Genomic DNA, 26278 nt, shown 5'->3' on the forward strand with positions numbered 1-26278 from the left:
TTCGTCCAGGGCCCGGGCGCAAACCGGAACGAAGCGTTCCAGCGATTCCGCGATCGAACAGTTGATATTCCGCTGCGAGAAGCTTTCCGAGGCGGCGCCGAAAATCGCCACTTCCTTTGCGCCATGGGCGAGCGCGGCTTCCAGCCCCTTCATGTTCGGAGTCAGAACCGGATAGTCCACACCGGCGCGTTTTTCCATTCGGTCGAAGACCTCACCGGAATCGGCCATCTGGGGCACCCATTTCGGGGACACGAAACTGCCGGCCTCGATTGCGGTCAGCCCTGCCTTGCCGAGCAGCGCGATCAGCCGAACCTTCTGTTCCGTCGTGACCGCAGCCTTTTCGTTCTGCAAACCGTCCCGGGGGCCGACTTCGACGATTTTCACTTGGTCCGGCATGGCGCGTCTCCTTTTGACGGAGTTGATCCCTGATAATCGGAGCCGGACGCCGGATTCCGTCCAGCGCCCGGCCCGAGCTCATCCATATTGGGTCGCTTCCCCCGACAGGTCCAGCCCGTCGGGGTCTGTACCGCCGCCTAGCCGTCCAGACTTTCCGCGGCCGACACGAGATGCAGCAATTCGCTGCGCCAGCCGTCATCGTCCCGTGCACGGGCAATGGCGATCAGATCCTTGATCGCGTCATAGTCATAAGCGTCGAAGGCGGGATCGCGGCGGAGCTTGCCCGCAAAGCCCGCGATGGCAGCGGCCAGCGCGTCATCCGGCCCGATCGCGGACAGGTCCCGCAGAAGGTCCGGCGAGACCGGCTGGCGAATAACCGTCTGCGCCCCGTCCGGCCCGTCCGGCTTGAAGGCGATCTTCACCTCGGCCCATTCGGCGTTCAACGCCGTCTCCGCTTCCGGCGAGGGCGCGGGCCGGTTTCCATCATAGCGCGGCACCGGCAGGGTCCGGGACGCGGCGGCGACCGGAAGGACTTCATAGAGCGCCGTCACACTGCGGCCGGCATTGACCTCACCCGCATCCTTGCCGGAATCCAGGAAGTCTCGCGTTTCCAACGCCCGGGTCTCATAGCCGATCAGCCGATACTCGGCGATCTGGGCCGGGTTGAATTCGACCTGCACCTTCACATCGGCGGCCACGGTATGCAGCAGGCCGGCCGCCCCGTCGGCGAAGAGGCGGGCCCCTTCGACCGGCGAATCCATATAGGCCGCAACCCCATTGCCCGCCTGGACAATGGCCTGGACCAAGCTGTCGTTGAAATTGCCCTGCCCGACGCCCAACACCGACAGGCCGAACCCGGTCTGCCGCTTGCGGTCGACATAGCGTTCCAGTTCCTTCGAATTGCGGATCCCGACATTGAAGTCGCCATCGGTGATCAGCAGGATCCGATTCTCCGCCGCCGGATCGTAAACCGATTGTGCCAGCGCATAGGCCTTTTCCAGCGCCGCGCCGCCGGCCGTGCCGCCAGCGGCATCGAGACCGCGCAGGGCCGCCGCGACCGATTTATGGTCCGTGGTCGGCTCGGCATGGACCGAGACGCCATTGGCATAGGTCATCAGGCCGACACGGTCGTCATCCCGCAAGGTCGACAGGAAGTCACCGACGACTTTTTGCACGAGGTTGAGCCGGTCCGATCCCTGCATCGATCCGGACCGGTCGACCAGCAGCACCAGATTGAGCGACTTCCGGTCTTCCGGGGACGGGACGAATGCCTTCACGCCGACCCGCAGCAGGGCCCAGTCCGGCTTCCACGGCGCGGGATAGAGCGACACGGTCGGACGGAACCCCTCCTCGCGGGTTTCGGGACCCGGATAGTCGTAGTCGAAATAGTTCAGCATCTCCTCCACGCGGACCGCTTCCGGCGGCGGCAATGTGCCGTTGCGCAGATAGCGGCGAACCACCGAATAGGAGGCGGTGTCCACCTCGAGAGAGAAGGTGGAAAACGGCTCTTCCGCGACGGATTTCACCACGCCTATTTCATAGGACGGGTGCTGGCCGATTGCAGACGGCGGTTGCAACAGGACCGGCGCCGGGCCGGTGATCGCACCAGCCACGCCCAGTGGCGCAGGCGAAGGTGTCGGCGGCGGGACGGACGCCGTTCGCGTCTCACCCGCCATTTGGGGCTGTGCCTGACCGCAGGCGGCTAGAATAGTGGCGGCGATCAGCGCCGCCGCACTCAGATAGGACATCCGGCTTTTCATGGAACCCTCCACCCGGGATTGAAGATGGGGCAGGGTTCGCCTGAAACCGGGCCGGGTCTGGGCCGGCCCGTGACCTAACCGGGGCCGAAAAGGGGCTAAAAGAGGACCGGTGCCCGCCTGAACTATGCGTCGCCTTCGAAGGTTACCAGCACCGCCCCGTCGCCGACCTGGTCGCCTTCGGCATAGGGCAGGGTTTCAATCACGCCGTCGGCCGGGGCCTTGATCGTGTGTTCCATTTTCATGGCTTCCAGAATCATCAGCGAGGTCCCGGCCTTCACCGTGTCGCCCTTTTTAACAAAGACCGCCGTCACCTTGCCCGGCATCGGGGCCGTCAGCGCATGGTCGGACTGATCCGCGCCGGTGGCCGCCGCCAGCGGGTCGACCCGGTCCAGCACATAGGTATGCGACGGGCTGAACAGGGTGAAGCGTTCCCCCGTCCGGTCCAGGCCGAAGCGCATCAACGTCCCGCCGATGCGGACCCGCAACCCGTCGGAATCCCAGCCGAGCAACAGGGCCTCGATAGGATCGCCGCCCTCCACCCGACAGCGCCAATGACCGGAGTCGAAACGGGCGGAAACCGACCGTTCGCCTTCGAAATCCCGGAAGCGCAGATCGACCGGCCCGGAATCGTTGAGACGCCAGCCCGTTGCCATCGCCCAGGGCGAATGCGGGTCGCCGGCAGCCGACGCGCGGCGGCGTGCCGATTGCGCTTCCCCGTCCAGAACCGCCAGCGCGGCGGCGATCAGGACCGACTCATCCGCCCGCGCCCGGCCGGGCAGAAGGGCCGCCTCACGCGCCGCGATGAAGCCGGTATCCAGCGTGCCGTCCTGGAAATCCTTGTCGGCCAGAACGCGGATCAGGAAATCGCGGTTCGTGGTAATGCCCGCCGCCTCCGTCGCGCGCAGCGCCGCGATCAGTTTCCGGATCGCCTCTTTCCGGTCGTCGCCGAAAGCGATCAGTTTGGCGATCATCGGATCGTAATGGGGCGAGACCTCGTCCCCTTCCCGCACGCCGGTATCGACGCGGATATCGTTCCCATCCGGGAGCCGCAGCCGGTTAAGCGTGCCGATGGACGGCAGGAAGCCGCCATCCGGATCCTCGGCATAGAGGCGGACCTCCATGGCATGGCCGAAGGCGAAGATTTCCGACTGGTCCATCGGCAGGGTTTCGCCCGCCGCGACGCGCAATTGCCATTCGACCAGATCCTGGCCGGTGACCAGTTCCGTCACCGGATGTTCGACCTGCAGGCGGGTATTCATCTCCATGAAGAAGAAGTCGCCCGGCGTGCCGTCCGGCCTGGTCTCGGCGATGAATTCAACCGTGCCCGCGCCGCGATAGCCGACGGCCTTGGCGGCCGCGACGGCCGCTTCGCCCATGCGCTGACGCAAATCTTCCGGCATGCCGGGCGCGGTCGCTTCCTCGACCACCTTCTGGTGCCGCCGCTGGATCGAACAATCGCGTTCGAACAGATGGACCGCATTGCCGTGCGAATCCGCAAAAACCTGCATTTCGATATGGCGCGGGCGCGTCACGAACCGTTCCACCAGGACCCGGTCGTCGCCGAAACTGGCCGAAGCCTCGCGGCGGCAGGAGGCCAGCGCCTCGTCGAAATCCTCCGTCCGCTCGACCAGGCGCATGCCTTTGCCGCCGCCGCCGGCCGACGCCTTGATCAGAACCGGATAGCCGATCCGGTCTGCCTCCGCTTTCAGATGGGCCGGATCCTGGTCGGCACCGTGATAGCCGGGGGTCAGCGGCACGCCGGCCTTGCCCATCAGCGCCTTGGCTTCGGATTTCGATCCCATGGCGCGGATCGCATCGGCGGGCGGTCCGATGAAGACGATGCCCGCCTTGTCGCAGGCATCGGCGAAGTCGGCATTCTCCGACAGGAAGCCATAGCCGGGATGGATCGCCTCCGCCCCGGTGTCCTTGGCGGCCTGTAGAATCAATTCGCCGCGCAGATAGCTTTCGCGCGCCGGGGCCGGGCCGAGGCGCACCGCGTAATCGGCCAGATCGACATGCATCGCCTTGGCGTCCGCGTCCGAATAGACCGCGACGGTTTCGATGCCCAGGCGCCGCGCCGTCTCTATGACCCGGCAGGCGATCTCGCCTCTATTGGCGATCAGGATACGTTTGAACATGGTCTGCTTCCCGATAGGGTTATTCCGCTGCGCAAAGCTTGGCGCTGATATCCGGCATCTTCGACATCCAAGTCCGGGCATTCGGAATGGCGGCGGTTAGATTGCGTTCGCGCCATTCCTCGAAGGACCAGGGTTTGAAATCGATCGCGCCATGCAGGCGGTGGATCGCGTCGACATCCGGCACAAAGGCCTGGGCCTGCCGTCCGTCCGTGGTCTCGAACCGGGACAGCTTGTATTCGTCCCATTCATACCAGGCGACGCGCAGCTGTTCCTCATAGGTCAGCCCGGGCACCAGCAGGCAATGCAGGTCGACATTGTCTTCGGTGGGAAATATGCCGGGGAAATCGTCGCCGGCGATGATCCGCGCCAATTCGTGCCGATGCAGCACCACCGGCTCGCACGGGACATCCGCCATCGGACGGCCGACGACCAGTTCGAAGACTTCCGGCGCGCGCAGCGATCCGTAGAACAGGCTGGGCAGGCCCAGCGAGTGTTGGTCGTGGGCCAGAAACGTCGCGCGCTCGCGTTCTATTTGGCTTTGTTCCACGACGCCCTCCGCTTCTCCAGAAATGCCGTCATGCCTTCCTGCGCCTCGTCGGTCGCGCGCAGGCGGGCAATCCGCTGTACCGTATCCTCGATGATCGTGTCGGTGACGGGACGGTCGACCGCGAAGACCAGATCCTTCGCCTCCGCCGCCGCGATGGGGCCGACGCCCAGGATCGCGTTCAGAACCGCGTCGACGGCCGAATCCAGTTTCGCTTCCGGCACGACCTCGTGCAGCAGGCCGAGCCGCAGCGCCGTCGCGGCGTCAAACCGCTCCCCGGTCTGGAAATAGCGCCGGGCGGCGCGGGCGCCGATGGCATCGACCACATAGGGGCTGATCGCGGCGGGGATGATCCCCAGCTTGACCTCGGACAGGGAGAAGCTGGCCCGCTCCGTTCCGATAGCGATATCGCAGCAGGCGACCAGGCCGACCCCGCCGCCGAAAGCCGCGCCCTGCACCCGCGCGATGACCGGCTTGGACAGGAAGTTCAGCACCTTCAGCATGCGCGCGAGGGCGCGGGCGTCGGTCACATTCTCGTCGAAGGAATAGCCCGCGACGCGCTTCATCCAGTTGAGGTCCGCCCCGGCGGAGAAGCTCTTGCCCTCCGCTTCCAGCACCACCGCGCGGATGGCCTCGTCCTTGTCCAGACTGTCGAACGCCTCGGTCAGGGCGACGATCAGGCCGTCGTCGAAGGCGTTGTGCTTTTCGGGATTGGTCATCCGCACGCGGGCGATCGGGCCGTCGCGCAGGATTTCCAGGTTCACGGTTTTGCTCATCTCTACCTCACATCCGGAAGACGCCGAACCGGGTCGGTTCGATCGGGGCGTTCAGCGCGGCGGACAGGCCAAGGCCCAGCACCATGCGCGTATCCTTCGGGTCGATGATCCCGTCATCCCACAGACGCGCGCTGGCGTAATAGGGATGCCCCTGATGTTCGTATTGCTGACGGATCGGGTCCATGAAGGCTTCCTTCTCTTCCGCCGCCCAGGTCTGGCCCGCCTTGACCATATTGTCTTCCTTGACGGTCGCCAGGACATTGGCCGCCTGCTCCCCGCCCATGACGGAGATCCGGGCGTTCGGCCACATCCAAAGGAAGCGGGGCGAATAGGCGCGGCCGCACATGCCGTAATTGCCGGCCCCGAAACTGCCGCCCAGGATGACGGTAAATTTCGGCACGGACGTCGTGGCGACGGCGGTGACCAGTTTCGCGCCATCCTTGGCAATACCGCCGGACTCGTATTTCGATCCGACCATGAAGCCGGTGATGTTCTGCAGGAAGATCAGCGGAATGCCGCGCTGAGAGCACAGCTCGACGAAATGCGCGCCCTTTTGCGCCGATTCCGAAAACAGGATTCCGTTATTCGCGACGATTCCGACCGGATAGCCCCAGATATGGGCGAAGCCGCAGACCAGGGTCGTGCCGTAAAGCTTCTTGAACTCGTCGAATTCGGATCCGTCAACGATGCGGCCGATGACCTCGCGCACGTCATAGGGTTTTTTCAGGTCGGACGGGACGACGCCGTAGAGATCGTCCGGGTCCAGCAGCGGGTCCTTCGTGTCCTGGATCTTCAGGCTGGACGGCTTGACCCGGTTCAGATTGCCGACGATGCGCCGCGCGATGGACAGGGCATGGGTGTCGTTCTCGGCCATATGGTCGGTCACGCCGGAGATGCGGGAATGAACATCGGCGCCGCCCAAATCCTCCGCTGAGACAACTTCCCCCGTCGCGGCTTTCACCAGCGGCGGGCCGCCCAGGAAGATCGTGCCCTGGTTCCGCACGATGATGCTTTCATCCGACATGGCCGGCACATAGGCGCCGCCCGCCGTGCAGGACCCCATGACGACCGCGATCTGCGCGATGCCGTCGGCCGACATATTGGCCTGGTGATAGAAGATGCGCCCGAAATGGTCCCGGTCGGGAAAGACCTCGTCCTGGTTCGGCAGGTTCGCCCCGCCGGAATCGACCAGATAGACGCAAGGCAGACGGTTCTGCCAGGCCACTTCCTGGGCCCGGATATGTTTCTTTACCGTCATCGGGTAATAGGTGCCGCCCTTCACCGTGGCGTCGTTGGCGACGATCATGCATTCCTGTCCGGCAACGCGGCCGATGCCAGTGATGACGCCGGCGGACGGCACCTCGTCGTCATACATGCCATAGGCGGCAAGCTGCGACAGTTCCAGGAAGGGCGCGCCGGGATCCAGCAGGGTGCGCACGCGTTCGCGGGGCAACAGCTTGCCGCGCGACAGATGCCGTTCGCGCGCCTTTTCGCCGCCGCCGACCTTCACTGCGGCCAGCCGCGTCTTCAGGTCGTCCATCAGCGCCGTCATGGCCGCGCGGTTCGCGGCCGCTTCCTCGGATCGCGGATCGTAGGTCGTGGTCAGTACGCTCATCGCCCGTCCCTCAAAGTTTCCAAGCTTCGCGCCAGCTTTGCAGCATCAGCACGTTCCAGAGTTCGAAATGCCAATTCCGATACCCTTTCAGATGTTCCTCCCAGACCGCCCGGACCGGTTCGGGGTCCAGGAAACCCCCATCCTCCAACCGGTCGGAGGAGATCAGCGCCTGCGCCCAGTCGCGCAGCGGGCCGCGAAGCCATTCGGCCAGCGGCGGTTCGAACCCCTGTTTCGGCCGGTCCATCAGCGTGCGCGGCACATGCCGGTCCAACACCTTGCGCAGCACGTCCTTGCCCTGACCGTTGCGGAACTTGAACCGGCTGGGCAGGCCCCAGGCGAAGCGCACGATATCATGGTTCAAAAGCGGCGCGCGGGTTTCCAGCGACGCCGCCATGCTGGCCCGGTCGACCTTTACCAGCAGATCGTCGGGCAGATAACTGACCGCGTCGCAGAACATCAGACGCAACCGGTCGTCATCGAGTTTCGGCCGGCGCGTCCCTTCGACGAAATAGCCGACAATCGGATCCTCGATGGGCCGGTCGAAAACGCGCCAGCGTGACATCTGACCCTCATACAGCATCTCGATGGACGGTTTCGACCGGTCGGAGAGTTTGCGCCACAGCTTGTCACCGAAGCGCCCAGGCTTCCCGACGCCCGACGAAATCACGTTCAGCGGGCCGAAGGGGATCAGGTTCAGCAGACCTCGGGAAAAGGGCCGGTCCCGGTCCCATTGCGCAGCGGTCTTCTCATAGCGCGGATAACCGCCGAACAACTCGTCACCCCCGTCGCCGGTCAGCGCCGTCGTCACCTGTTCGCGGGCCAGATGCGACAGCAACAGCGTCGGCAATTGGCTGACATCCGCGAAAGGTTCGTCATAGACGAAGGGCATGCGCGCCACCATTTGCAGCGTGTCTTCCGGCGCGACGGTGACCGAATTGTGGTCCGTCCCCAGATGCTGTGCGATGGCGGCGGCCTGCGGCGCCTCGTCGAAGCGCCGGTCGGTGAAGCCGATGGTGAAGCTTCGCACCGGCTTTTCCGCCAGGGTCTGCATCAGGGCAACAACGGTCGCACTGTCGATCCCGCCGGACAGGAAGGCACCCAGCGGCACGTCTGCGACCATGCGGCGCGAAATCGACCGCAGCATCAGCCGCTCCAGTTCCCGCACCGCCGAGGTCTCGTCGCCCTCAAAGGCGGGGGCCGCCTCGATTTCCGCGACCGGGTCCCAATACCGGGACTGCGAGACCGCGCCGCCATCCAGCGAGACCGTCAGCGTCGCGCCCGGCGGCAGTTTCTCGATCCCGCGATAGATCGACACCGGCGCGGGGATGTAGGAATAGCGCATCAACGCCGCCACGGCGCGACGGTCGATGGCGGGTTCGAAATCCGGATGGGCGGCAATGGCTTTCAGTTCCGAGGCGAAGACAAAGCTCTTGCCCGCCCAGCCGCAATAAAGCGGCTTCTCCCCCATCCGGTCGCGGGCCAGGGTGACGGTCCGCGCCTTGGCATCATAAAGCGCGAAAGCGAACATACCGTCGAACCGGGCCAGCGCCCCGTCGACCCCCCAGGCGTCGAAGGCTGCCAGCATGACTTCGGTATCGGAATGGCCGCGCCAGTTGCGGCCATTGTCGAGCTCACGCCGCAGCTCCAGGAAATTATAGATCTCGCCGTTGAAGACGATGATGAAGCGGCCGTCGGGAGATGCCATCGGCTGCGCGCCGTCGGCGCTGAGATCCTGGATCGCCAACCGTCGGAAGCCCAGCGCCGCCCCGGTCGAAACTTCGCACCAGACGCCCTCATCGTCCGGACCACGATGCAGCATGCTGTCCGACATCGCCTTGGCGATGGCAGAAAGCGCGTCGGCATCGCGTCCGCGTGTCGTATCGATGAAACCGGCGATCCCGCACATGATCCGGTCAGCGCCCCCGCTTCGCTTTGCGTTTCGCGGCGGACCGCGCGAAGGCCTTGCGGCCCTGCTTCAACCAGCGCCCGAAGGACGGGAAGGCCAGGCGCCGCATCTGCCCGAACACTTCGGGATGAACCAGCGGCACCGGCGGAATCTGGGTCCGGTCCGCTTCCGCCTTCAGTTTCGGATTGCCGGCCAGCGCCGCATCCGACGCGAACAGCATCAGGTTCTGCTTGTACCACCAGCACACCGACGGATCGTTCCAGACCGACAGGCGCAAGGTGTCGACCGGCCGGTAGCCTTGCGCGGCGAACAGGTCGGCCCAGTATTCCGGCCATTGTTCGTTGACGTGGTGGTGTCCGCCCTGCCCCGGAATCGCGGCGGAAAACAGGACAACGGGCGCCAGAGCGCAGAGGTCCGACACGAAACCGGCGGCCCGGGCGGGCGGCAGGTGTTCGGCGACTTCCAGGCTGACCGCCAGGTCGAACCGGTCGGCGGGATCGGCCTCGATCTTCTCGTCGATCCGGCAGCGACGGAAACTGTCCTGCGGAATTTTCAGCTGCGCGGCGTCGACCCAGGGACCGTCCAGCCCCAGAACGCGATCCGCGCCGGTTTCCAGAATGACCGACAGCCAGGAGCCGTCGCCGCATCCGGCGTCGACAGCGCTTCGGATCGGGAACCAGTCGCGCAGCATGGGTACGATTTTGCGCGCCGACGGCAGGGCGGTATTTTCCAGATCGGCATAGAAGCCGTGGTCATAGCCCGGATTGTAATCGCTACTGCCCATGAACCCGCCCCTCGTTCCCGCTTGTGACGGCGCTGATCTCCGCCGATTCATACACCTTGCCGCAACGTTCGACGAAGGCCGCATGTCCACCAAGGATCGGCAGCCACGCCATTGCCTGACGCCAGAACACCGGGCTGGTCGGCCAGAAGGCCCGGTTGGCCCGGCGATGATACTTCCAGGCGCGATAGGCCATGCGCCGAGATATATACTGACGCAGGGACCAGGGCGTGTCGGGATAATCTTCCAGGAACAGTTGAACCGCCCGGGTGACCCGCTGCAACTGGCGTCCCTGATTGTTCGACAGCCGCGCCCCCACGACCTCCGGCCAATAGGCGATCACGGCGTCGAGTTCAAGGAAGTCCCATTGCCGGGCAAGGCGCATGGTCAGGGCATATTCCTGACTGAACACGACCCGCTCGTCGCAGCCCCCGACGGCGCGCAGCGCATCGGTACGGGCCAGGAACTGAGTCGGATTGAACAGCGACCGGGAGATCGCGGCGCGCAGCGGGCGCACATGGCGGCGCATCGCCGGGCGCCCCAGCGCCCCGTCCAGGTCGAGATCCGCCTGATCCCGGAACAGGCTGTACCCGCCGAAGGCCAGACAGGCCCGGTCATCGCCCTGCAGCGCATCCAGAAGAATCTGTGTCGCATCCGCATGCAGCAGATCGTCGGCGTCGACGAATTTGACATAGGGCATGGAGGCCAGCGCAATGCCGCGATTGGTCGCGGCGGCGGAACCGGCATTGGCCTGGCTTTCGATGACGACGTTCTTCCAACCGTCGGTCTTCCGCCGGACGATTTCCAGAGAGTCGTCCGTCGACCCGTCATCGACAAAGACGAATTGCCGGTCGAAATCGCCCCGCTGGGCTGCGATCCGGTCGATCACCGCCGGAAGCCAGTCCGCCTTGTTATAGACCGGCACAACGAAGGAAACACCGCGATCCGACATGACGCCTACCAGCCGCCCCGCGTGATCCAGGCGTCCATCATGTCCATCCGGTCGACGCCCCAGAACGGCTCTCCGTCGACGATGAAAAACGGTGATCCGAAGACACCGCGGTCCAGCGCCGCCTCGTTCTCGTCCTTCAGGCGGGCCTTGATGTCCGGGGAGGCCATACCGGCGGCGGCGGCGTCCCGGTCCAGACCCACAGATTGCGCCGCGGCCAGGACGGCGTCCGCCTGCCCGATATCAGCGCCTTCCGCGAAGGCCTTTCGGTATATCGCGAGGATCAGGGAAACCGCTTTCTCCGGTGCCTGCTCCTGCGTCCAAAGGGTTGCCCGTGCGGCCGTCACCGTGAAGACCGGAAACTCCGGCGGCCATTGAAACGGAAGGCCGTAATAGGCAGTGGAGCGTTCAATGTCCCGGCGCGAATACGGCCCTTTCATCGGATAGGAAACGAGCGATTGCGTGCCTTCCCGCTTGAAGGCCGCGCCCAGCAGGAACGGCTTCCAGTTGACGGTACGGTCGTGTTTCGCCGCAAACGCCCCGATGCGTTCCGCCGCGATATAGCCGAATGGGGAGGAGAATTCGAAATAGAAGTCGATCGCGCCGGTCATCGGAACCTCCTTAGGCCCAACCACCGGCGGCCGGGATTACGTGGCCGGTGGTGAAACCCGCCTTGTCCGACAGCAGGAAGGCAATCAGGTCCGATATCTCGTGAGGCTTGCCGAAGCGCCCCATCGGAATCTGCGACAGGATTTTCGCTTTGGCGTCCTCGTCGCTCAACAGCGCCTCGGAGAAATAGGACGGATTTTCGACGAAATTCGGGGCGACTGCGTTGACGGTGATGCCGGTCTTCGCCAGTTCACGAGCCAGGGTCAGGACCATCGCGTTCTGGGCCCCGCGCCCGGTGACATACATGCCGTAATTCGACAGCCCGCGATACGGCACCGCCGAGGTAGCAAGCACGATCCGCCCGCCGCCTTGTTCTTTCATATGCGGCACCACGGCGCCGATCAGACGGAACGGTTCGACCACCATCGCGTCCAGACCGGCGCGCATATCTTCCGGTTTGGCGTCTTCGACCTTGGCGCGGATTGCCGGGAACCCGTCATTCGGGACCAGACCGTCGATCCGCCCCTGCCCGGCGATCACGTCGGACACGGCGGTTTCGAAATCGCCGACACCCAGCGCGATGACACCGGGATGGGCGCTTTCGAAGCGGGTCTGTTCGGCGGTATCCCCAAAGGACGCATCCTGGGCGACGACAATGGCGCCTTCCGCCAGACAGCTGTCGACCACGGCCGCACCGACGAATTCCGTCACCTTGGTGACCAGGATCACCTTGCCGTCCAGGATACCCATTGTCCGCTCCTTCACGCGGCCAGAGAACGGGCGATCAGCATGCGCTGAATATCGCTGGTGCCCTCGTAGATCTTGGTGACGCGCACGTCACGGGCCAGGCGTTCCAGCGGATAGTCCTTCATATAGCCATAGCCGCCGAAGGTCTGCAGCGCGTCGGACACGACCGTTTCCGCGGTTTCCGTCGCAAACAGTTTCGCCATCGACGCCTCGGTCAGGCAGGGGATGCCGGCATCCTTCATCGCGGCGGCATGCAGGATCAACTGCCGGGCGGCCTGCAGCTTCGCCGCGCCGTCGGCCAGCCGGAAGCCGACCGCCTGGTGGTTCATGATCGGCTGCCCCATCGAGGTGCGGTCCTTGGCATATTCGACGGCATAGTTCAGCGCCGCCTGTGCGATGCCCAGCGCCTGGGCCGCGATCCCGATCCGGCCGCCTTCCAGGTTCGACAGGGCGATCTTATAGCCCTGGCCTTCCTCGCCCAGCATCATGTCCGGCGTCACCTCGACCCCTTCGAAGCGAAGCGCACAGGTGTCGGAGGCATTCAGCCCCATTTTCTTTTCGACCCGCTCAACAATGTAGCCTTCGCTATCCGTCGGCACCAGGAAGGCGGAAATCCCGCGCTTGCCTGCATCCGGATCGGTCACCGCGAAGACGATGGCCAGTCCGGCCGACGAGCCATTGGTGATGAACTGCTTGGCGCCGTCGATCACCCATTTGTTGCCGTCGCGCCGTGCGGTGGTTTTCAGCGCCGAGGCGTCGGAGCCGGCCTGCGGCTCGGTCAGGCAGAAACAGCCGATCATTTCGCCGCGGGCGAAGGGCTTCAGGTATTTTTCCTTCTGCTCATCCGTGCCGTAGCGCAGGATCGGCATGCAGCCGACGGAATTGTGGACACTCATGATGGCGGAAACCGCGCCGTCTCCGGCGGCGATCTCTTCCAGTGCCATGGCATAGGAAACGCAGTCGGTCCCGGCGCCGTCCCATTCCGGCGGCACCATCATGCCCAGCATGCCCAACTGCGCCATCTCGTCCAGCGCCTCTTTCGGAAAACGCGCCTCGCGATCCCATTCCTCCGCGTTGGGAACAAGACGTTCCTGCGCGAACTGGCGCGCCATGTCGCGGATCATCTGTTGTTCTTCGTTCAGGATCATGGGTCGCTTCCTCTTGCGTTATGCCGACGCGCCGAGCGGCGCCAGTTTTTCCACCACACTGAATTGGCCGGTCCGCGGGTCGTGACCGTATAGTTCGCCGTTGGAGATATCGAACCACCAGCCGTGCACCCGCAGCTTCCCTTCGTCGATCCGGGATTGGATCCAGGGGAAGGATTTCAGGTTCTTCACCGACAGTTTGATCGTCGCCATTTCGACCGACGCACCGGAATTCGGATCATCGGCCCCGTGCAGTTCGCAGGCATCCCGCGCCAGGTTCATCCAGGTGCCGACGAATTCGTGATTGTCTTCCACCTCGCCCGACACGATGGAACGCATGGCCTGGATGCCGCCGCATTTATGGTGGCCCAAAACGATGATCTCTTCGACCTTCAGATCCTTGACGGCGTATTCGATGGCCGATGACGTACCGTGATGGCTGCCGTCCGGCTCATAGGGCGGGACCAGCGCCGCGACATTGCGCACGACGAAGATTTCGCCCGGATCGGCGTTGAACAGGATGGCCGGATCGACGCGGCTGTCGGAACAGGCAATCACCAGAATCGCCGGCCGCTGTCCTTCGTCTGCCAGACGCTGGGTCAGTTCCGCGCGTTTTTCATGATAGAGCGCCTTGTAGCTGCGATAGCCCGCGAGCAGTCGATTGATCGGAATCACCAGGGGAACTCCTTCCCATCATAGTTCAGAAACTTGCCGGACTGGGATGGGTCCAGTTCCTCGACGATGGACTTCATGCCTGCGGCGGAGGTATCGGCGTCGATATCCGCCGCGCCACCGCCCATATCCGTCTGCACCCAGCCTGGATGCAGCAAAACAGTCTTGATCCCTTGCGGCGCAACATCCTTGGTCAGCACGGAAACCGCCATGTTCAGCGCGGTCTTGGACGACCGATAGGCATAGGCCCCGCTGGAAAGCTGGGCGATGGATCCCATTCTGCTGGTCGTGAAGGCCAGAACCTTCCTGTCGGAACGCGCGACATTGTCCATCAGCGCGCGGGCCAGCCGGATCGGTCCGATCGTGTTGACGCGGAAGGTTTCCTCCCACTTCTCCAGATCCAGGTCGTTCAGCGGAACATTCTTGTCCAGATAGACCCCCGCATTGTTCCACAGAACATCGATCGGGCGGCCCGACAGGGCTTCAGCCGCCGCCGCGACGCTGGCATCGTCGGTCACGTCCAGGGCGATCTTTTCGCCCGGCGCGTTGCAGTTCGCCGGGTCGCGACTGGCCGCGATGACGGACCAGCCGTCCGCATCGTGCAGTTCCGCCAAGCGTTTGCCGATGCCGCGATTGGCGCCGGTGATCAGAATTGTGGGCATGGGATCGGGGGTCCTCCGGTCAGTGAATCCGCTTCACGGCCATGGCCGTCGCCTCTCCGCCGCCGATACACAGCGACGCGACGCCCGTCTCCATATCATATTTCCTCAGCGCGTTAAGGAGGGTGACGAGAATTCTCGCCCCCGACGCGCCGATCGGATGGCCCAGCGCGCAGGCGCCGCCATGCACATTGACCTTGTCATGCGGCAAATCCAGCTCGCGCATCGCCGCCATTGTGACGACGGCGAAGGCCTCATTGACCTCGAACAGATCGACTGATTTCGCGTCCCAGCCCGCCTTGTCCAGGCATTTGCGCATGGCGTCGACCGGTGCCGTGGTGAACCAGGCCGGGGCCTGGGCATGGGTCGCGTGTGACACGATCTCGGCAATCGGGGTCAGGCCGCGCTTTTCCGCGTCCGACAGGCGCATCAGCACCAGCGCCGCCGCCCCGTCGGAAATCGACGAGGAATTCGCGGGCGTCACCGTGCCGTCCTTCGCAAAGGCCGGTTTCAGGGTCGGGATCTTGGCCGGATTGGCGGTTCGCGGCTGTTCGTCCAGCGCCACCTCGACCTCGCCCTTCCGGGTCTTGACCGTGACCGGCGCGATCTCCTCCGCAAAGGTCCCGTCCTGCTGCGCCTTCTGGGCGCGGGTCAGGCTTTCGATGGCGAACGCGTCCTGCGCCTCGCGGGTGAATTGGTAATGGGTCGCGGTCTCCTCCGCGAAGGTCCCCATCAGGCGGCCGCGGTCATAGGCGTCTTCCAGCCCGTCCATGAACATGTGGTCGACGACCTGGCCATGGCCGAGGCGCATCCCGCCGCGCGCCTTGGGCAGCAGATAGGGCGCGTTGGTCATGCTCTCCATGCCGCCGGACACCATGATATCGGCGGTCCCAGCCTTCAGCAGATCATGCGCCAGCATGGTCGCCTTCATGCCCGATCCGCACATCTTATTGATCGTCGTGCAGCCCGTCGCGTCGGGAATGCCCGCGCCCTTGCTGGCCTGACGCGCCGGGGCCTGGCCCTGACCGGCGGGCAGGACATTGCCGAAGATCAGTTCCTCGACATCGCCGGCGGGCACACCGGCGCGGCCCAGCGCGGCCGCGATGGCGGCGGAACCCAGCTCGGCAGCGGTCATGTCCTTCAACTCACCCTGGAAGCCGCCCATGGGTGTTCGGGCGGCTCCGACGATAACGATGGGATCGTGCGTGGTCATGGTTTCATTCTCTCCTTGTGACGTCCCCTCTGGGGCGGGGTTCACGCCAAATGCTCGGCAAGTGCCGGCGTCCCTGGATTCCCGCCTTCGCGGGGATGACGAATTTACGCCGTCTCGTTGAACAGTTCGCGGCCGATCAGCATGCGGCGGATTTCGGACGTGCCGGCGCCGATTTCGTACAGCTTCGCGTCGCGCAGCAGGCGGCCGGTGGGGCTTTCGTTGATATAGCCCATGCCGCCCAGCACCTGGATCGCTTCCAGCGCCATCCAGGTCGCCTTTTCCCCGGCATAGAGGATCGCGCCGGCGGCGTCCTTGCGGGTCGTCTGGCCGCGGTCGCAAGCCTTGGCGACGGCATAGACGTAGGCCTTGGTCGCGTTCATCGTCGTATACATGTCGGCGATCTTGCCCTGCATCAGCTGGAATTCGCCGATCGACTGGCCGAACTGTTTCCGCTCGTGGATATAAGGGATCACGATGTCCATGCAGGCATCCATGATGCCGACCGGCCCGGCGGCCAGGACCGCGCGTTCGTAATCCAGGCCGCTCATCAGGACGCGGACGCCCTTGTTGACCTCGCCCAGCACGTTTTCTTCCGGCACTTCGCAATCCTCGAAGACCAGTTCGCCGGTATGCGACCCGCGCATGCCCAGCTTGTCGAGCTTCTGGGCGACGGAGAATCCCTTGAAGCCTTTCTCCACCAGGAAGGCGGTGATGCCTTTCGGGCCGGCATCGGCGTCGGTCTTGGCATAGATCACCATCGTGTCGGCATCCGGGCCGTTGGTGATCCACATCTTGCTGCCGTTCAGGATATAGCGGTCGCCCTTCTTGTCCGCGCGCAGCTTCATCGACACGACGTCGGACCCGGCCCCCGGTTCGGACATGGCCAGCGCGCCGACATGGTCGCCGGAAATCAGCTTCGGCAGATAGCGTTGCTTCTGGTCGGCCGTGCCGTTGCGGCGGATCTGGTTCACGCAGAGATTGGAATGCGCGCCATAGCTGAGACCGACCGAGGCCGAGGCGCGGCTGATTTCCTGCATCGCAATGGCATGTTCCAGATAGCCCATACCGGCGCCGCCATATTCCTCCTCGACCGTGATGCCCAGGACCCCCAGGTCGCCCATCTTCTTCCACAGATCCATCGGGAACTGGTCGGTCCGGTCGATCTCCGCCGCGCGCGGCGCGATCTCGTCGGACGAAAAGGTCTTCACGCTGTCGCGCAGCATCTCGACGGTTTCGCCGAGGTCGAAGTCGAGGCTGGGGTAGCTGTTGGGGATCATGGTTTCCTCTCCGTTGGATCGGGGCCGTTCACTCGGCCTTGTCGTCCGACATGTCTTTCATGGTCATCAGAGTGCAAATCGCGGTGGCGCACAGTTTCCGATCGCCCGCCGTCTCCGCGTAAACTTTCACCTCGCAGACGGTCAGTGTCCGGCCCGGCTTCAACACCGTGCCGACCGCGACCAGCGCGTCGCCCCGGCCGGGCGAGACAATGTTCATCTTGTATTCGACCGTCAGAATCGAATCTTCCGGTGACATCAGCGTGAAGGCGGCGTAACCGCCGGCATTGTCGGCCAAGGTGCCGATGACGCCGCCATGGAAAAAGCCGTGCTGCTGGCCCAGTTCCGGGCGATAGGGCAGGCGCATTTCGACATGGCCCGGCGCGACGTCCGTCAGGTCGGCGCCGATCGTCGCCATGAAGGCCTGACGCCCGAAACTGTCGCGCACGCGGGCGGCATAGTCCGGATTGCGAGGTTGGGGCGTGGTCATTGCGACGCCTCCTCCGCAAGGGGTTTCAACTGTGTCCGGATTTTGCCTGCTACCGCGTCGGGAAACGGCCGTGCCTTATGGGCGGCCCGGTCCAGGCACGCGGCGGTATAGGTACAGGTCGCCGCCAGAGCCTCCTCCCCCCCGTCCAGAACATACATGCGGTGATGGAAGGTTGCGGTCCGGTCGCGCAATTTCAGGAACCGGGATCGGACGATATAGGTATCCCCCGGAAACAATTCGCGCCGGTAGGTGAAGTTGCTCTCCAGGGCGGCGAGACCGGTCTCTTCCGCATTCATCGCCTTGTGGCTGAACCCGACGGTGACCCAAAGCGACCATGTCGCCTCGTCGAATTTCTTCGTATAGGCCGCGACATTCATATGTCCCATATGGTCGCAATGCTCCGGATAGACCGTGCCGCGCGCCATGACCGGATCTTCGTGAAAGTCGCTCATTCCGCCGCCTCCCGGCCGTCGCGGGGTGCCAGTTCGGACAGGCGCGACCGGCAGCTTTCCTCGACCTGCTGCAACTCCTTCATTGTAACCTCGATATCGCGCTGTTTCTGCGCCAGATCGGCGCGGCGTTCCGCGATCTTGTCCAGGAAGTGATGGAGCTGTGCGACTTCGCCGGGCGCGCTGTCATAGAGATCGATGATCTCGCGGATTTCGGCGAGGGAGAAGCCGAGGCGCTTGCCGCGCAGGATCAGCTTCAGGCGCACGCGGTCGCGCGGATGATAGAGGCGCTGCGTTCCCGCCCGTTCCGGCGACAGCATGCCCTCCGCCTCATAGAAGCGAATAGTCCGGGCCGTCACGCCGAACTCGCGGGTCAGGTCTGCGATGGTTTTGACCGTCGTATCGGTCACGCGCGCTCTCCCCTTGTCGATCCGCGCCGATTTGGATTCGACGTCTGTTGGATATCTCGTTTAGTTGACGTTTACGTTAACGTCAAGAATCAAACACGGTATTCGGGTGCGGAGATGCCTCCGGCCGGTCAGGCGGGCGAGCGGTTATCGGCCGGGGGCGCGGCCGGGTCGGCGGCTGGCGGCGTGGCGGGGGACAGGATCTCCAGCAGCCGCTCGGCTTCCGGCGGATTCCGGACATCGACATCCGGCGGGTCCGGCATTGCCGACGCCGGATTGTGCGGCGACCGCGCCGGGCTGCCATGCCGGGATTCCCGGTAGAGAATGTACAGGCCGCTGCCGACGATCATCAGCGCGCCCGCCACCGTCCACAGGCCCGGGACCTCGTTCAGGAAGACCCATCCGGCAATGACTCCCCACAGCACGCCGGTATACTCGAACGGCGCGACCAGGGCGGGCGACGAGACGGCATAGGCATTGGTCAGTAGAATGAACCCGACGGCCGCGATCACGCTGGTGATGGCAATGAACCCGTAATCCGTCCATTCCGGAATTTGCCAGGGCCGCAAGAAGAACTGGATGCTGGCATGCTGTCCGTCGTCGAAGAACGCGCCATGCCCCAGGATCAGCCCGGCGATCCCGCTGAAGGTGACGAACAGCGCCATTTGATAGAAGGCGATGCCGGGGCCGGTCATGCCGTTGCGCAGGAACCGCGTGGTGATGTTCTGAATGGCATAGGTCACCGTACCGCCGATCGCGAACAGAACCGCCGGATCGTCGAATTGTCCGGCCGGCCCGACCACGACGATCACCCCCAGGAAACCGAAGAGAATGGCACACCAGCGCCGCCAGCCGACCGGTTCCTTCAAGATCAGGACCGACAGGACCGCGATGACGATCGGGCTGGCGAAGGTGATGGTGACCGTGTCGGCCAGAGTCAGCTTCGCCAGCGCCAGATAATAGAAGGTGAAACAGGTCACGCCGATCATGCCGCGCAGCACGACAAGCCACGGCAGGTAGATCCTGAACCCGGCGAAGCCGTAGCGCCAATAGACATAGAAGCCCATCAGCCAGATCGCCAAGGTGCCGCGCAGGAAAATCAATTCATGAACCGGATAGCCGCTGCTCAGTTCCCGGACGATCACATCCTGAAAGGTGAAGATCAGCAGACCGAGGGACAACAGCCAGACGCCGAGCATCGAACCGCTGTCTTCCGTTTGCGTCTGGGCGATCGTTCCTGCGGCCATGGCCTTGCTCCGGCGGGGTGAATCGCGGCCACGCTAAGGCGGTTTCGGTATCGCGCATAACGAATTAACTTTTTCTTTGTATCGGAAATTTCGATTTATTCACATCAAGAATGGCTGAAGGGAAACTGCCCGCCGACCGCTCGCAGAAGTCGATTCAAAATACACTAAATACTCGATTATTTTTACCCAAAGCGCCTTATAGGACATATTTCTCTTCCCAAGTGCTCGCACAGGATGTTAGATTTTTCTCGTGAACGCCTTCGACTTGTGTTCACACATTCCCTCCCCGCCCCGCCGCCGTCCGAGACCCACTCGGGCGGCGGCGACTTTTTGGGGGCAGTACCGGGAATTAGCGCTGAGAGAACAGGGCGATGGCTGAAGGCGGCAGGCTGATCATATCCACAGACGCGCCGAAAGGACCGATCCCGCCGTCATTCCCGGAGCGTCGGTCCCGCGCGGAGTCGAATTGGGCGTATAGGCTCTGTTCGATCTGAAGCTGGCGCAGTTGCGTCAGCACGTTCCGTGCCCCCCGGATCGCCTTTGGATCGGCACCGTTCTCAGTCAGGTAGCGCAACTGTTCTTCCTGCTGGGCGATCAGGTCCGTCGTCCGGTCCGTCCCGCGCGCGCCTGCCATTTGCCGCGCGAATTGCGCAACGGGGGAGGTCGAGAAAACCGCGTCGCCGGCATAGGATAATCCGCCCAACCGGTAGCTCAGAAGGTCGCTGTCCGTCCGATCCAACCGGCCCGTATCGCGCAGCATGTCGGCCAGTCCGTCGGTCTGGTTGAAGGTCATGGCGCGTAGATTGAAATAGTCGGAGACCGGATTGCGCGCGGTGTCGTCGCGGCTTCCCTCCCCGTAGATCGATCCCGGCAGGCCGTAACGCCCGGCCAGCGCATCATAAAATCGCGCCCGGCCCTGGGCCCGCACCCCCTCGGCCGCATTCGGCACGACCGTGCGGGATTCCTTGGACGCCTCATAGGCGGTGGCGACGCGGAAAATGTCGGAACTGAAGGTCTGCGGCATGAGAACGGCCCTGGCTTGACGGTTATACCCCGCCAACAAAGCAAGAGTCGTGCCTAGAGCAGGACCCAGCTTGCCAGGCCCAGGAAAACGAAAAATCCGACGACATCGGTGATCGTCGTCAGGAAGACCGTCGACGCAATGGCCGGATCCTGGCCCATCTTTTCGATCCCCAGGGGGATGAGCACTCCGCACAGGCCGGCAATCACAAGATTGGCGATCATGGCAACGGCGATCACGCCGCCCAGCAACGGGTCGCTGAACCACAGCCAGGCGATGATGCCCATGATGATGGCGAACAGGATGCCATTCGCCCCGCCAACCAGGACTTCCTTGACCAGGATTCTGAGCGCGTTCTTGGTCGTCAGTTCATTGGTCGCCAAGGCCCGCACGGCGACCGTCAGCGTCTGGGTCCCTGCGTTGCCGCCCATGGAGGCGACGATCGGCATCAGCACCGCCAGCGCCACGACCTTGGTCAACGCATCTTCGAACAGCGCGATGACCAGCGACGCGACAATCGCGGTCGCCAGATTGACCATCAGCCAGGAGAAGCGCAGCCGGGTCGTTTCCATGAAGTCGGAATAGAAATCGTCCTCGCTGACGCCGCCGAGTTTCAGGATGTCGTCCTCATGCTCTTCGTCCATGACGTCGACGATATCGTCGATGGTCAGCACCCCGACCAGGCGCCCGTCGCCGTCGACGACCGGCGCTTCGACCAGCCCGTATTGCCGGAACAGGAAGGCCACGTCCTCCTGGTCCATATCCGCGGGCATGACCTTGTTGTCGGTTTCCATTACCGCCGAGATCGGCACCACGCGCTTGGTCCGCAGCAGTTTCGAAAGCTGCACCAGACCGACCGGCTTATGGGCCGGGGTCACGACGATCAGATTATAGAAATCGTCCGGAAGGTCCGTCTCCTCCCCGCGCATGAAGTCGATGGTCTGACCAACGGTCCAGAATTCCGGAATCGTCACCGTCTCGCGCCGCATCAGGCGGCCGGCGGAATATTCCGGGAAACTCAGGCTTTGTTCGTAGAGAACGCGGTCCTCGGCGGGGACGCTGTCCAGGATCTCGCGCTGATCCTCCTCGTCCAGATCCTCCAGGAAATCGATGACGTCGTCGGATTCCAGATCGCGGACGATATTGGCCAGAACGGCGTTCGGCAGCTCGTCGACGATACTCTCGCGCACCGAATCGTCGAGATAGGAGAAGACGTCGGAATCGAGCTCTTCACCCAGCGCGTGCACGACGGCCAGCCGGTCGTCCTTGGGCAGTCGCTCCAATAGGTCGGCCAGATCGGCGGCGTGCAGCGGGATGACCAGCGCCCGGATCGCGCTGGGCGATTCGCCTTCGTCGACGGCGGTCTCGACGGCCTCGACGATCTCGTGACTGAGACCATAGAGTTCGTCGAACGCGTCCGCGTCCTCCGATTCCGTCTGTTCCAGGGCCTCCGACATCGCGTGGTCCGCCTATCCCAGCCTGTTCGCCGGCCCAATCACTCCGCGGGCCGGGTTTCCATTTGCGCGTCGACCACGGCGACCGCGGTCATATTGACGATGCCGCGCGCGGTCACCGACGTCGTCAACACATGCACCGGCCGCGAGGCGCCGACCATGATCGGCCCCACAGACAACCCGTCCCCCAGCATCTTAACCGCATTATATGCGATATTCGCAGCATCCAGGGTCGGCATGATCAACAGGTTCGCCAGCCCGGTCAGCTTGTTGTCCGGCAGCAATGTCGCCCGCAGCGTTTCATCCAACGCCGTATCGGCATGCATCTCGCCTTCCACTTCAAGATCGGTCTCGCGCTGCAAAATGGCAACCGCCTGACGCATTTTGATCGATGTCGGCGAATCCGAACTGCCGAAATTCGCATGGGACAGCAGTGCGATCTTCGGTTCGATCCCGAAGCGCTTCACCTCGTCCGCCGCCAGTATCGCCATTTCGGCGACCTCTTCCGCCGTCGGGTCGAAGCTGACATGGGTATCGGCGAAGAAATAGATCCCCTTGTTCAGGATCAGCATGTTCAGGGTCGAAAAGTCGCGCGCGCCGGAACGGACACCGATGACCCTGCGGACATGCTTCAGATGATCGCGGAACCGCCCGATCGTGCCGCAGATCAGCGCATCGGCCTGGCCCAAACGCACCATCAGCGCGCCGATCACCGTCGTCCGGGTGCGCACGACCTCGCGCGCCAGTTCGGGCGACACGCCCTGTCGGCCCGTCAGATCGTGATATTCGGTCCAGTAATCCTTATAGCGCGGGTCGTTTTCCGGATCGCAGAGTTCGAAGTCCCGGTCGATCTTCAACCGCAGTCCCAGTTTCTCGATCCGGTTCTTTACGACCTTGCGGCGACCGATCAGGATCGGATGGGCAATCTTGTCGTCGACCACGACCTGGACGGCGCGCAGCACGCGCTCCTCCTCGCCCTCGGCATAAACGACGCGTTTCGGATCGCCGATGGCACGGTCGAAGATCGGCTTCATCACCGTGCCGGACCGATAGACGAAGCTTTCCAACCGCGCGTTATAGGCTTCGAAATCCTCGATCGGGCGGGTCGCGACGCCGGTTTCCATCGCCGCCTTGGCGACGGCAGGGGCGATTTCCAGGATCAGTCGCGGATCGAAGGGCTTCGGGATCAGGTGTTCCTTGCCGAAGCCGCCGGTCTTGCCATAGGCCTTGGCGACCACTTCCGAGACCTCACGCCGCGCCAGGGCGGCGATGGCCTTGGCGGCAGCGACTTTCATTTCCTCGTTGATCGTCGTCGCACCGACATCCAGCGCGCCGCGGAAAATGAAGGGGAAGCACAGGACATTGTTTACCTGGTTCGGGTAATCGGAACGGCCCGTGGCGACGATGGCGTCAGGGCGTGCCTCCTGCGCATCTTCCGGCAGGATCTCCGGGTTCGGATTGGCCAGCGCCATGATGATCGGCGCCTTGCCCATGCGCTTTACCATATCCGGGGTCAGCACATTCGGCGCGGAGAGGCCCAGGAAGACATCGGCCCCGTCGATCACGTCGTTCAAGCTGCGCAGGTCCGATTTCTGGGCATAGATCCCCTTATAGGGATCCATCTGTTCGCGGCCCTCATAGACCAGGCCGTCGATATCGGTGACCCAGATATTCTCACGCCGCGCGCCCATCGCCTCCAACATCGCCAGACAGGCCAGCGCGGCCGCGCCGGCGCCGGACGCCACGATCTTGATGTCCTCGAATTTCTTGCCGACCAGTTCCAGAGCGTTGAACACGGCGGCGGACACTATGATTGCCGTGCCGTGCTGATCGTCATGGAAAACCGGGATGTTCATCTTCTCGCGCAGGCGGCGTTCGATCTCGAAACATTCCGGCGCCTTGATGTCTTCCAGATTGATCCCGCCGAAGGTCGGTTCCAGCGCCGCGACGACATTGCAGAACCGGTCGACATCCTTCTCGTCGACTTCGATATCGAAGACGTCGATCCCGGCGAATTTCTTGAACAGGACGGCCTTGCCCTCCATCACCGGCTTGGCCGCCAGAGGACCGATGGAGCCCAGGCCCAGCACGGCCGTGCCGTTGGAGATGACGCCGACCAAATTCGCGCGTGCCGTCAGGGTCGCGGCCTCCGCCGGATCGCGTTCGATCTCGCGGCAGGCGGCGGCGACGCCGGGCGAATAGGCCAGGCTCAAGTCACGCTGATTGGCCAGCGGCTTGGTCGCGACGACGCTCAGTTTCCCGTAGGGAGGCAGCCGGTGATAGTACAGCGCCTCCTGGTCGAAATTCTTCGCCATGCGTGGATATCCCCCGATTGAATGATAACCCGGCGCGGACTCGCGGCCGACCGATGCAGCGCCATCATCTTAGCGAATTTGCCGGTGGGGGAAAGAGCCTCCCTTCAGCGCTTAGCGCCAATCGGGGGCAGGCAATGGTGCGGTCGAGAAGACTCGAACTTCCACCCGTGTTACCGGACAGCGACCTCAACGCTGCGCGTCTACCAATTCCGCCACGACCGCACAATCATGCCGGGCCGAGGGGTTTCGCCCCCGGAAGGCCGATGGTATAGCCAATCGTACGCGCCCGATCAAGCGGGCGGAGTGCTGGAAACCCAGGAAATCGACGGAACGATGAGCGAGACGGCAACAGCCTGCAATTCGGCGCGGCGCAGCGAGACGGCGCGGCCGGAATGGCGCATCTCCGACGGGCTGACGGACTACGAAACCGCCCTGTCGGAAATGGAGGCGCGGGCCGCCGCGATCCGGGCCGAGGGCGCGCCGGAGCAGGTCTGGCTTCTGGAGCATCCGCCGCTCTACACCGCCGGGACCAGTTCGAAACCGGAAGACCTGCTGACGCCCGACCGGTTCCCGGTCTATCAGACCGGGCGCGGCGGACAGTATACCTATCACGGGCCGGGCCAGCGCATTGCCTATGCCATGCTGGATCTGAAGGAACGCGGCGCGGATGTGCGCTGCTATGTCCATGATCTGGAAGAATGGGTGATCCGGGCGCTGGCACATTTCAATGTTGTCGGCGAGCGGCGCGAGGGCCGGGTCGGAATCTGGGTCGCCAGAACGGGCCCTGGGGGGAACGGGCGCGAGGACAAAATCGCCGCGATCGGGGTGCGGGTCCGGCGCTGGGTCACGTTTCACGGCATCGCGATCAATGTCGAACCCGACCTGTCGCATTTCGGCGGCATCGTGCCCTGCGGTATCGGCGATGCGAATCTGGGCGTGACATCCCTGGTCGATCTGGGCCTGCCAGCGACCCTGCACGATCTGGACGTCGCGCTGGAATCCGCCTTCGCGGAAGTATTCGGACCGATCGGCCGCAAGGTGTGACCCCGCAGCCGGCTCGGCGGGTCAGTCGGTCGGATGCGGACCCCGCAACGGGTGGTCCTGATTCCGTTCCTTCTCGTCCATCGTCATATCGACCTTCCAGGGTTTTGGTCTTCTGTCGCTGACCGCCTGCCGCCTAGTCCGATGCAGCGCCGGTCCCCTAGCGTAACGCAAGATCGGGGCCACAGTAGCGGAAAACCGACTCCCAATTGGACAAAAACGCCGTATTCGCGCCATTTTCGACAGTCGACGGCCCGATTTTGCACCCTCAAGTCATGTATTCGCAGCGCACACAGAGTAATTGTGCGTTGCAGCAGCGCGAATGCCTAAACCCATTCCGGATTTGACTTCACGTCCTCTTATCCATCAGGACGAATCTGAAAACCTTTGGTTCCGGGCGCCTCGCAATCCGTGACCTGCAGACCCGTGACCTGCGCCAGGGGCGGGCCGTCCCGGCAATCCGTCAGCATGATGTCGATACTGTCCGGCGGACCGCTGAACACCGCTTCGACGGTGCCGTCCGACCGGTTGCGCACCCATCCGGCGAGGCCGTGCCTGTTGGCGGCCTTTTCCGTCCAAGCGCGAAACCACACGCCCTGAACTTTCCCTTCGACCACCACATGGACATGTCGATCCGTCACGGCCCTAACTCCTCTTCGGAAATGCGCAA

At 63.8% G+C, this 26278-nt stretch carries 25 protein-coding genes and 1 tRNA gene (1 of these 26 cut by a window edge); 1 reads left to right on the forward strand and 25 read right to left on the reverse strand.

The window, feature by feature from the left end; all coding sequences use genetic code 11:
- The 24 genes from ACO06O_RS13635 to ACO06O_RS13750 all read right to left on the reverse strand — a co-directional run.
- Positions 1–396, reverse strand: partial view of a hydroxymethylglutaryl-CoA lyase gene (locus ACO06O_RS13635; RefSeq protein ID WP_421880673.1) — the start only. The gene continues 507 nt to the left of window position 1, outside the view; only the first 396 of its 903 coding nucleotides appear in the window; the start codon lies at positions 394–396; its stop codon lies beyond the left edge, outside the window.
- A 137-nt stretch (positions 397–533) separates the two neighbouring features.
- Positions 534–2156 carry a YfbK domain-containing protein gene (locus tag ACO06O_RS13640; RefSeq protein WP_421880676.1) on the reverse strand — a complete coding sequence of 541 codons (1623 nt, stop codon included), beginning with the start codon at positions 2154–2156 and terminating at the stop codon, positions 534–536.
- A gap of 122 nt (positions 2157–2278) precedes the next feature.
- Positions 2279–4294 carry an acetyl/propionyl/methylcrotonyl-CoA carboxylase subunit alpha gene (locus ACO06O_RS13645; RefSeq protein WP_421880679.1) on the reverse strand — a complete coding sequence of 672 codons (2016 nt, stop codon included), beginning with the start codon at positions 4292–4294 and terminating at the stop codon, positions 2279–2281.
- 19 nt (positions 4295–4313) lie between these two features.
- Entirely contained in the window at positions 4314–4841 is a 528-nt protein-coding gene (locus ACO06O_RS13650) for a hypothetical protein (protein ID WP_421880682.1), read from the reverse strand.
- Positions 4823–5614 (reverse strand): enoyl-CoA hydratase/isomerase family protein, encoded by a 792-nt coding sequence (locus ACO06O_RS13655; RefSeq protein WP_421880684.1) that lies wholly within the window; start codon positions 5612–5614, stop codon positions 4823–4825. The genes ACO06O_RS13650 and ACO06O_RS13655 overlap by 19 nt, the downstream gene beginning before the upstream one ends.
- A 7-nt stretch (positions 5615–5621) precedes the next feature.
- On the reverse strand, positions 5622–7229 hold the full coding sequence (locus ACO06O_RS13660) for a carboxyl transferase domain-containing protein (protein ID WP_421880686.1): 1608 nt from the start codon (positions 7227–7229) through the stop codon (positions 5622–5624).
- 10 nt (positions 7230–7239) lie between these two features.
- Entirely contained in the window at positions 7240–9135 is a 1896-nt protein-coding gene (gene asnB / locus ACO06O_RS13665; protein WP_421880689.1) for an asparagine synthase (glutamine-hydrolyzing), read from the reverse strand.
- Between the two features lie 7 nt (positions 9136–9142).
- Positions 9143–9919 carry a methyltransferase domain-containing protein gene (locus ACO06O_RS13670; protein WP_421880692.1) on the reverse strand — a complete coding sequence of 259 codons (777 nt, stop codon included), beginning with the start codon at positions 9917–9919 and terminating at the stop codon, positions 9143–9145.
- The gene (locus tag ACO06O_RS13675; RefSeq protein ID WP_421880695.1) at positions 9909–10868 is read right to left on the reverse strand and encodes a glycosyltransferase family 2 protein; all 960 of its coding nucleotides are present in this window, start codon (positions 10866–10868) and stop codon (positions 9909–9911) included. Before ACO06O_RS13675 ends, ACO06O_RS13670 begins: the two co-directional genes overlap by 11 nt.
- Positions 10869–10873: 5 nt before the next feature.
- Positions 10874–11476 (reverse strand): 2-hydroxychromene-2-carboxylate isomerase, encoded by a 603-nt coding sequence (locus ACO06O_RS13680; protein ID WP_421880698.1) that lies wholly within the window; start codon positions 11474–11476, stop codon positions 10874–10876.
- A gap of 10 nt (positions 11477–11486) precedes the next feature.
- Positions 11487–12224 (reverse strand): SDR family oxidoreductase, encoded by a 738-nt coding sequence (locus ACO06O_RS13685; RefSeq protein ID WP_421880701.1) that lies wholly within the window; start codon positions 12222–12224, stop codon positions 11487–11489.
- Positions 12225–12235: 11 nt separating this feature from the next.
- Positions 12236–13369: an acyl-CoA dehydrogenase family protein gene (locus ACO06O_RS13690; protein WP_420419606.1), complete on the reverse strand. Its 1134-nt coding sequence runs from the start codon at positions 13367–13369 to the stop codon at positions 12236–12238.
- 18 nt (positions 13370–13387) lie between these two features.
- Positions 13388–14041: a carbonic anhydrase gene (locus tag ACO06O_RS13695; RefSeq protein WP_421880704.1), complete on the reverse strand. Its 654-nt coding sequence runs from the start codon at positions 14039–14041 to the stop codon at positions 13388–13390.
- The gene (locus ACO06O_RS13700) at positions 14038–14700 is read right to left on the reverse strand and encodes an SDR family oxidoreductase (protein ID WP_421880707.1); all 663 of its coding nucleotides are present in this window, start codon (positions 14698–14700) and stop codon (positions 14038–14040) included. Before ACO06O_RS13700 ends, ACO06O_RS13695 begins: the two co-directional genes overlap by 4 nt.
- A 19-nt stretch (positions 14701–14719) precedes the next feature.
- Positions 14720–15910: an acetyl-CoA C-acyltransferase gene (locus ACO06O_RS13705; protein WP_421880710.1), complete on the reverse strand. Its 1191-nt coding sequence runs from the start codon at positions 15908–15910 to the stop codon at positions 14720–14722.
- A gap of 104 nt (positions 15911–16014) precedes the next feature.
- Entirely contained in the window at positions 16015–17187 is a 1173-nt protein-coding gene (locus ACO06O_RS13710) for an isovaleryl-CoA dehydrogenase (protein WP_421880713.1), read from the reverse strand.
- A gap of 28 nt (positions 17188–17215) precedes the next feature.
- A complete protein-coding gene (locus ACO06O_RS13715) occupies positions 17216–17674 on the reverse strand; it encodes a PaaI family thioesterase (RefSeq protein WP_421880716.1) in 459 nt (152 codons plus the stop codon).
- Complete coding sequence (locus tag ACO06O_RS13720; RefSeq protein ID WP_421880719.1) at positions 17671–18126, reverse strand: acyl-CoA thioesterase; 456 nt, start codon at positions 18124–18126, stop codon at positions 17671–17673. Before ACO06O_RS13720 ends, ACO06O_RS13715 begins: the two co-directional genes overlap by 4 nt.
- The gene (locus ACO06O_RS13725; protein WP_421880722.1) at positions 18123–18533 is read right to left on the reverse strand and encodes a MerR family transcriptional regulator; all 411 of its coding nucleotides are present in this window, start codon (positions 18531–18533) and stop codon (positions 18123–18125) included. Before ACO06O_RS13725 ends, ACO06O_RS13720 begins: the two co-directional genes overlap by 4 nt.
- Positions 18534–18661: 128 nt before the next feature.
- Positions 18662–19777, reverse strand: coding sequence for a DMT family transporter (locus tag ACO06O_RS13730; protein WP_421880725.1), 1116 nt, complete (start codon positions 19775–19777; stop codon positions 18662–18664).
- Between the two features lie 349 nt (positions 19778–20126).
- The gene (locus ACO06O_RS13735) at positions 20127–20801 is read right to left on the reverse strand and encodes a hypothetical protein (RefSeq protein ID WP_421880728.1); all 675 of its coding nucleotides are present in this window, start codon (positions 20799–20801) and stop codon (positions 20127–20129) included.
- 53 nt (positions 20802–20854) lie between these two features.
- The gene (mgtE, locus tag ACO06O_RS13740) at positions 20855–22255 is read right to left on the reverse strand and encodes a magnesium transporter (RefSeq protein ID WP_421880731.1); all 1401 of its coding nucleotides are present in this window, start codon (positions 22253–22255) and stop codon (positions 20855–20857) included.
- 38 nt (positions 22256–22293) lie between these two features.
- Positions 22294–24567: an NADP-dependent malic enzyme gene (locus ACO06O_RS13745; protein ID WP_421880734.1), complete on the reverse strand. Its 2274-nt coding sequence runs from the start codon at positions 24565–24567 to the stop codon at positions 22294–22296.
- Positions 24568–24702: 135 nt separating this feature from the next.
- Positions 24703–24789: transfer RNA gene (locus ACO06O_RS13750), tRNA-Leu, on the reverse strand.
- A 111-nt stretch (positions 24790–24900) separates the two neighbouring features.
- Between ACO06O_RS13750 and lipB the strand changes: the two genes are divergently transcribed.
- Entirely contained in the window at positions 24901–25611 is a 711-nt protein-coding gene (gene lipB, locus ACO06O_RS13755; RefSeq protein WP_421880737.1) for a lipoyl(octanoyl) transferase LipB, read from the forward strand.
- Positions 25612–25967: 356 nt separating this feature from the next.
- Here lipB and ACO06O_RS13760 read toward each other — a convergent pair whose 3' ends face one another.
- Positions 25968–26249, reverse strand: a complete 282-nt coding sequence (locus ACO06O_RS13760) for an acylphosphatase (protein ID WP_421880739.1) — start codon at positions 26247–26249, stop codon at positions 25968–25970.
- Positions 26250–26278: the final 29 nt, after the last annotated feature.

The organism is Pacificispira sp., assembly GCF_965228185.1.
GTDB lineage: Bacteria > Pseudomonadota > Alphaproteobacteria > UBA8366 > Aestuariispiraceae > Pacificispira.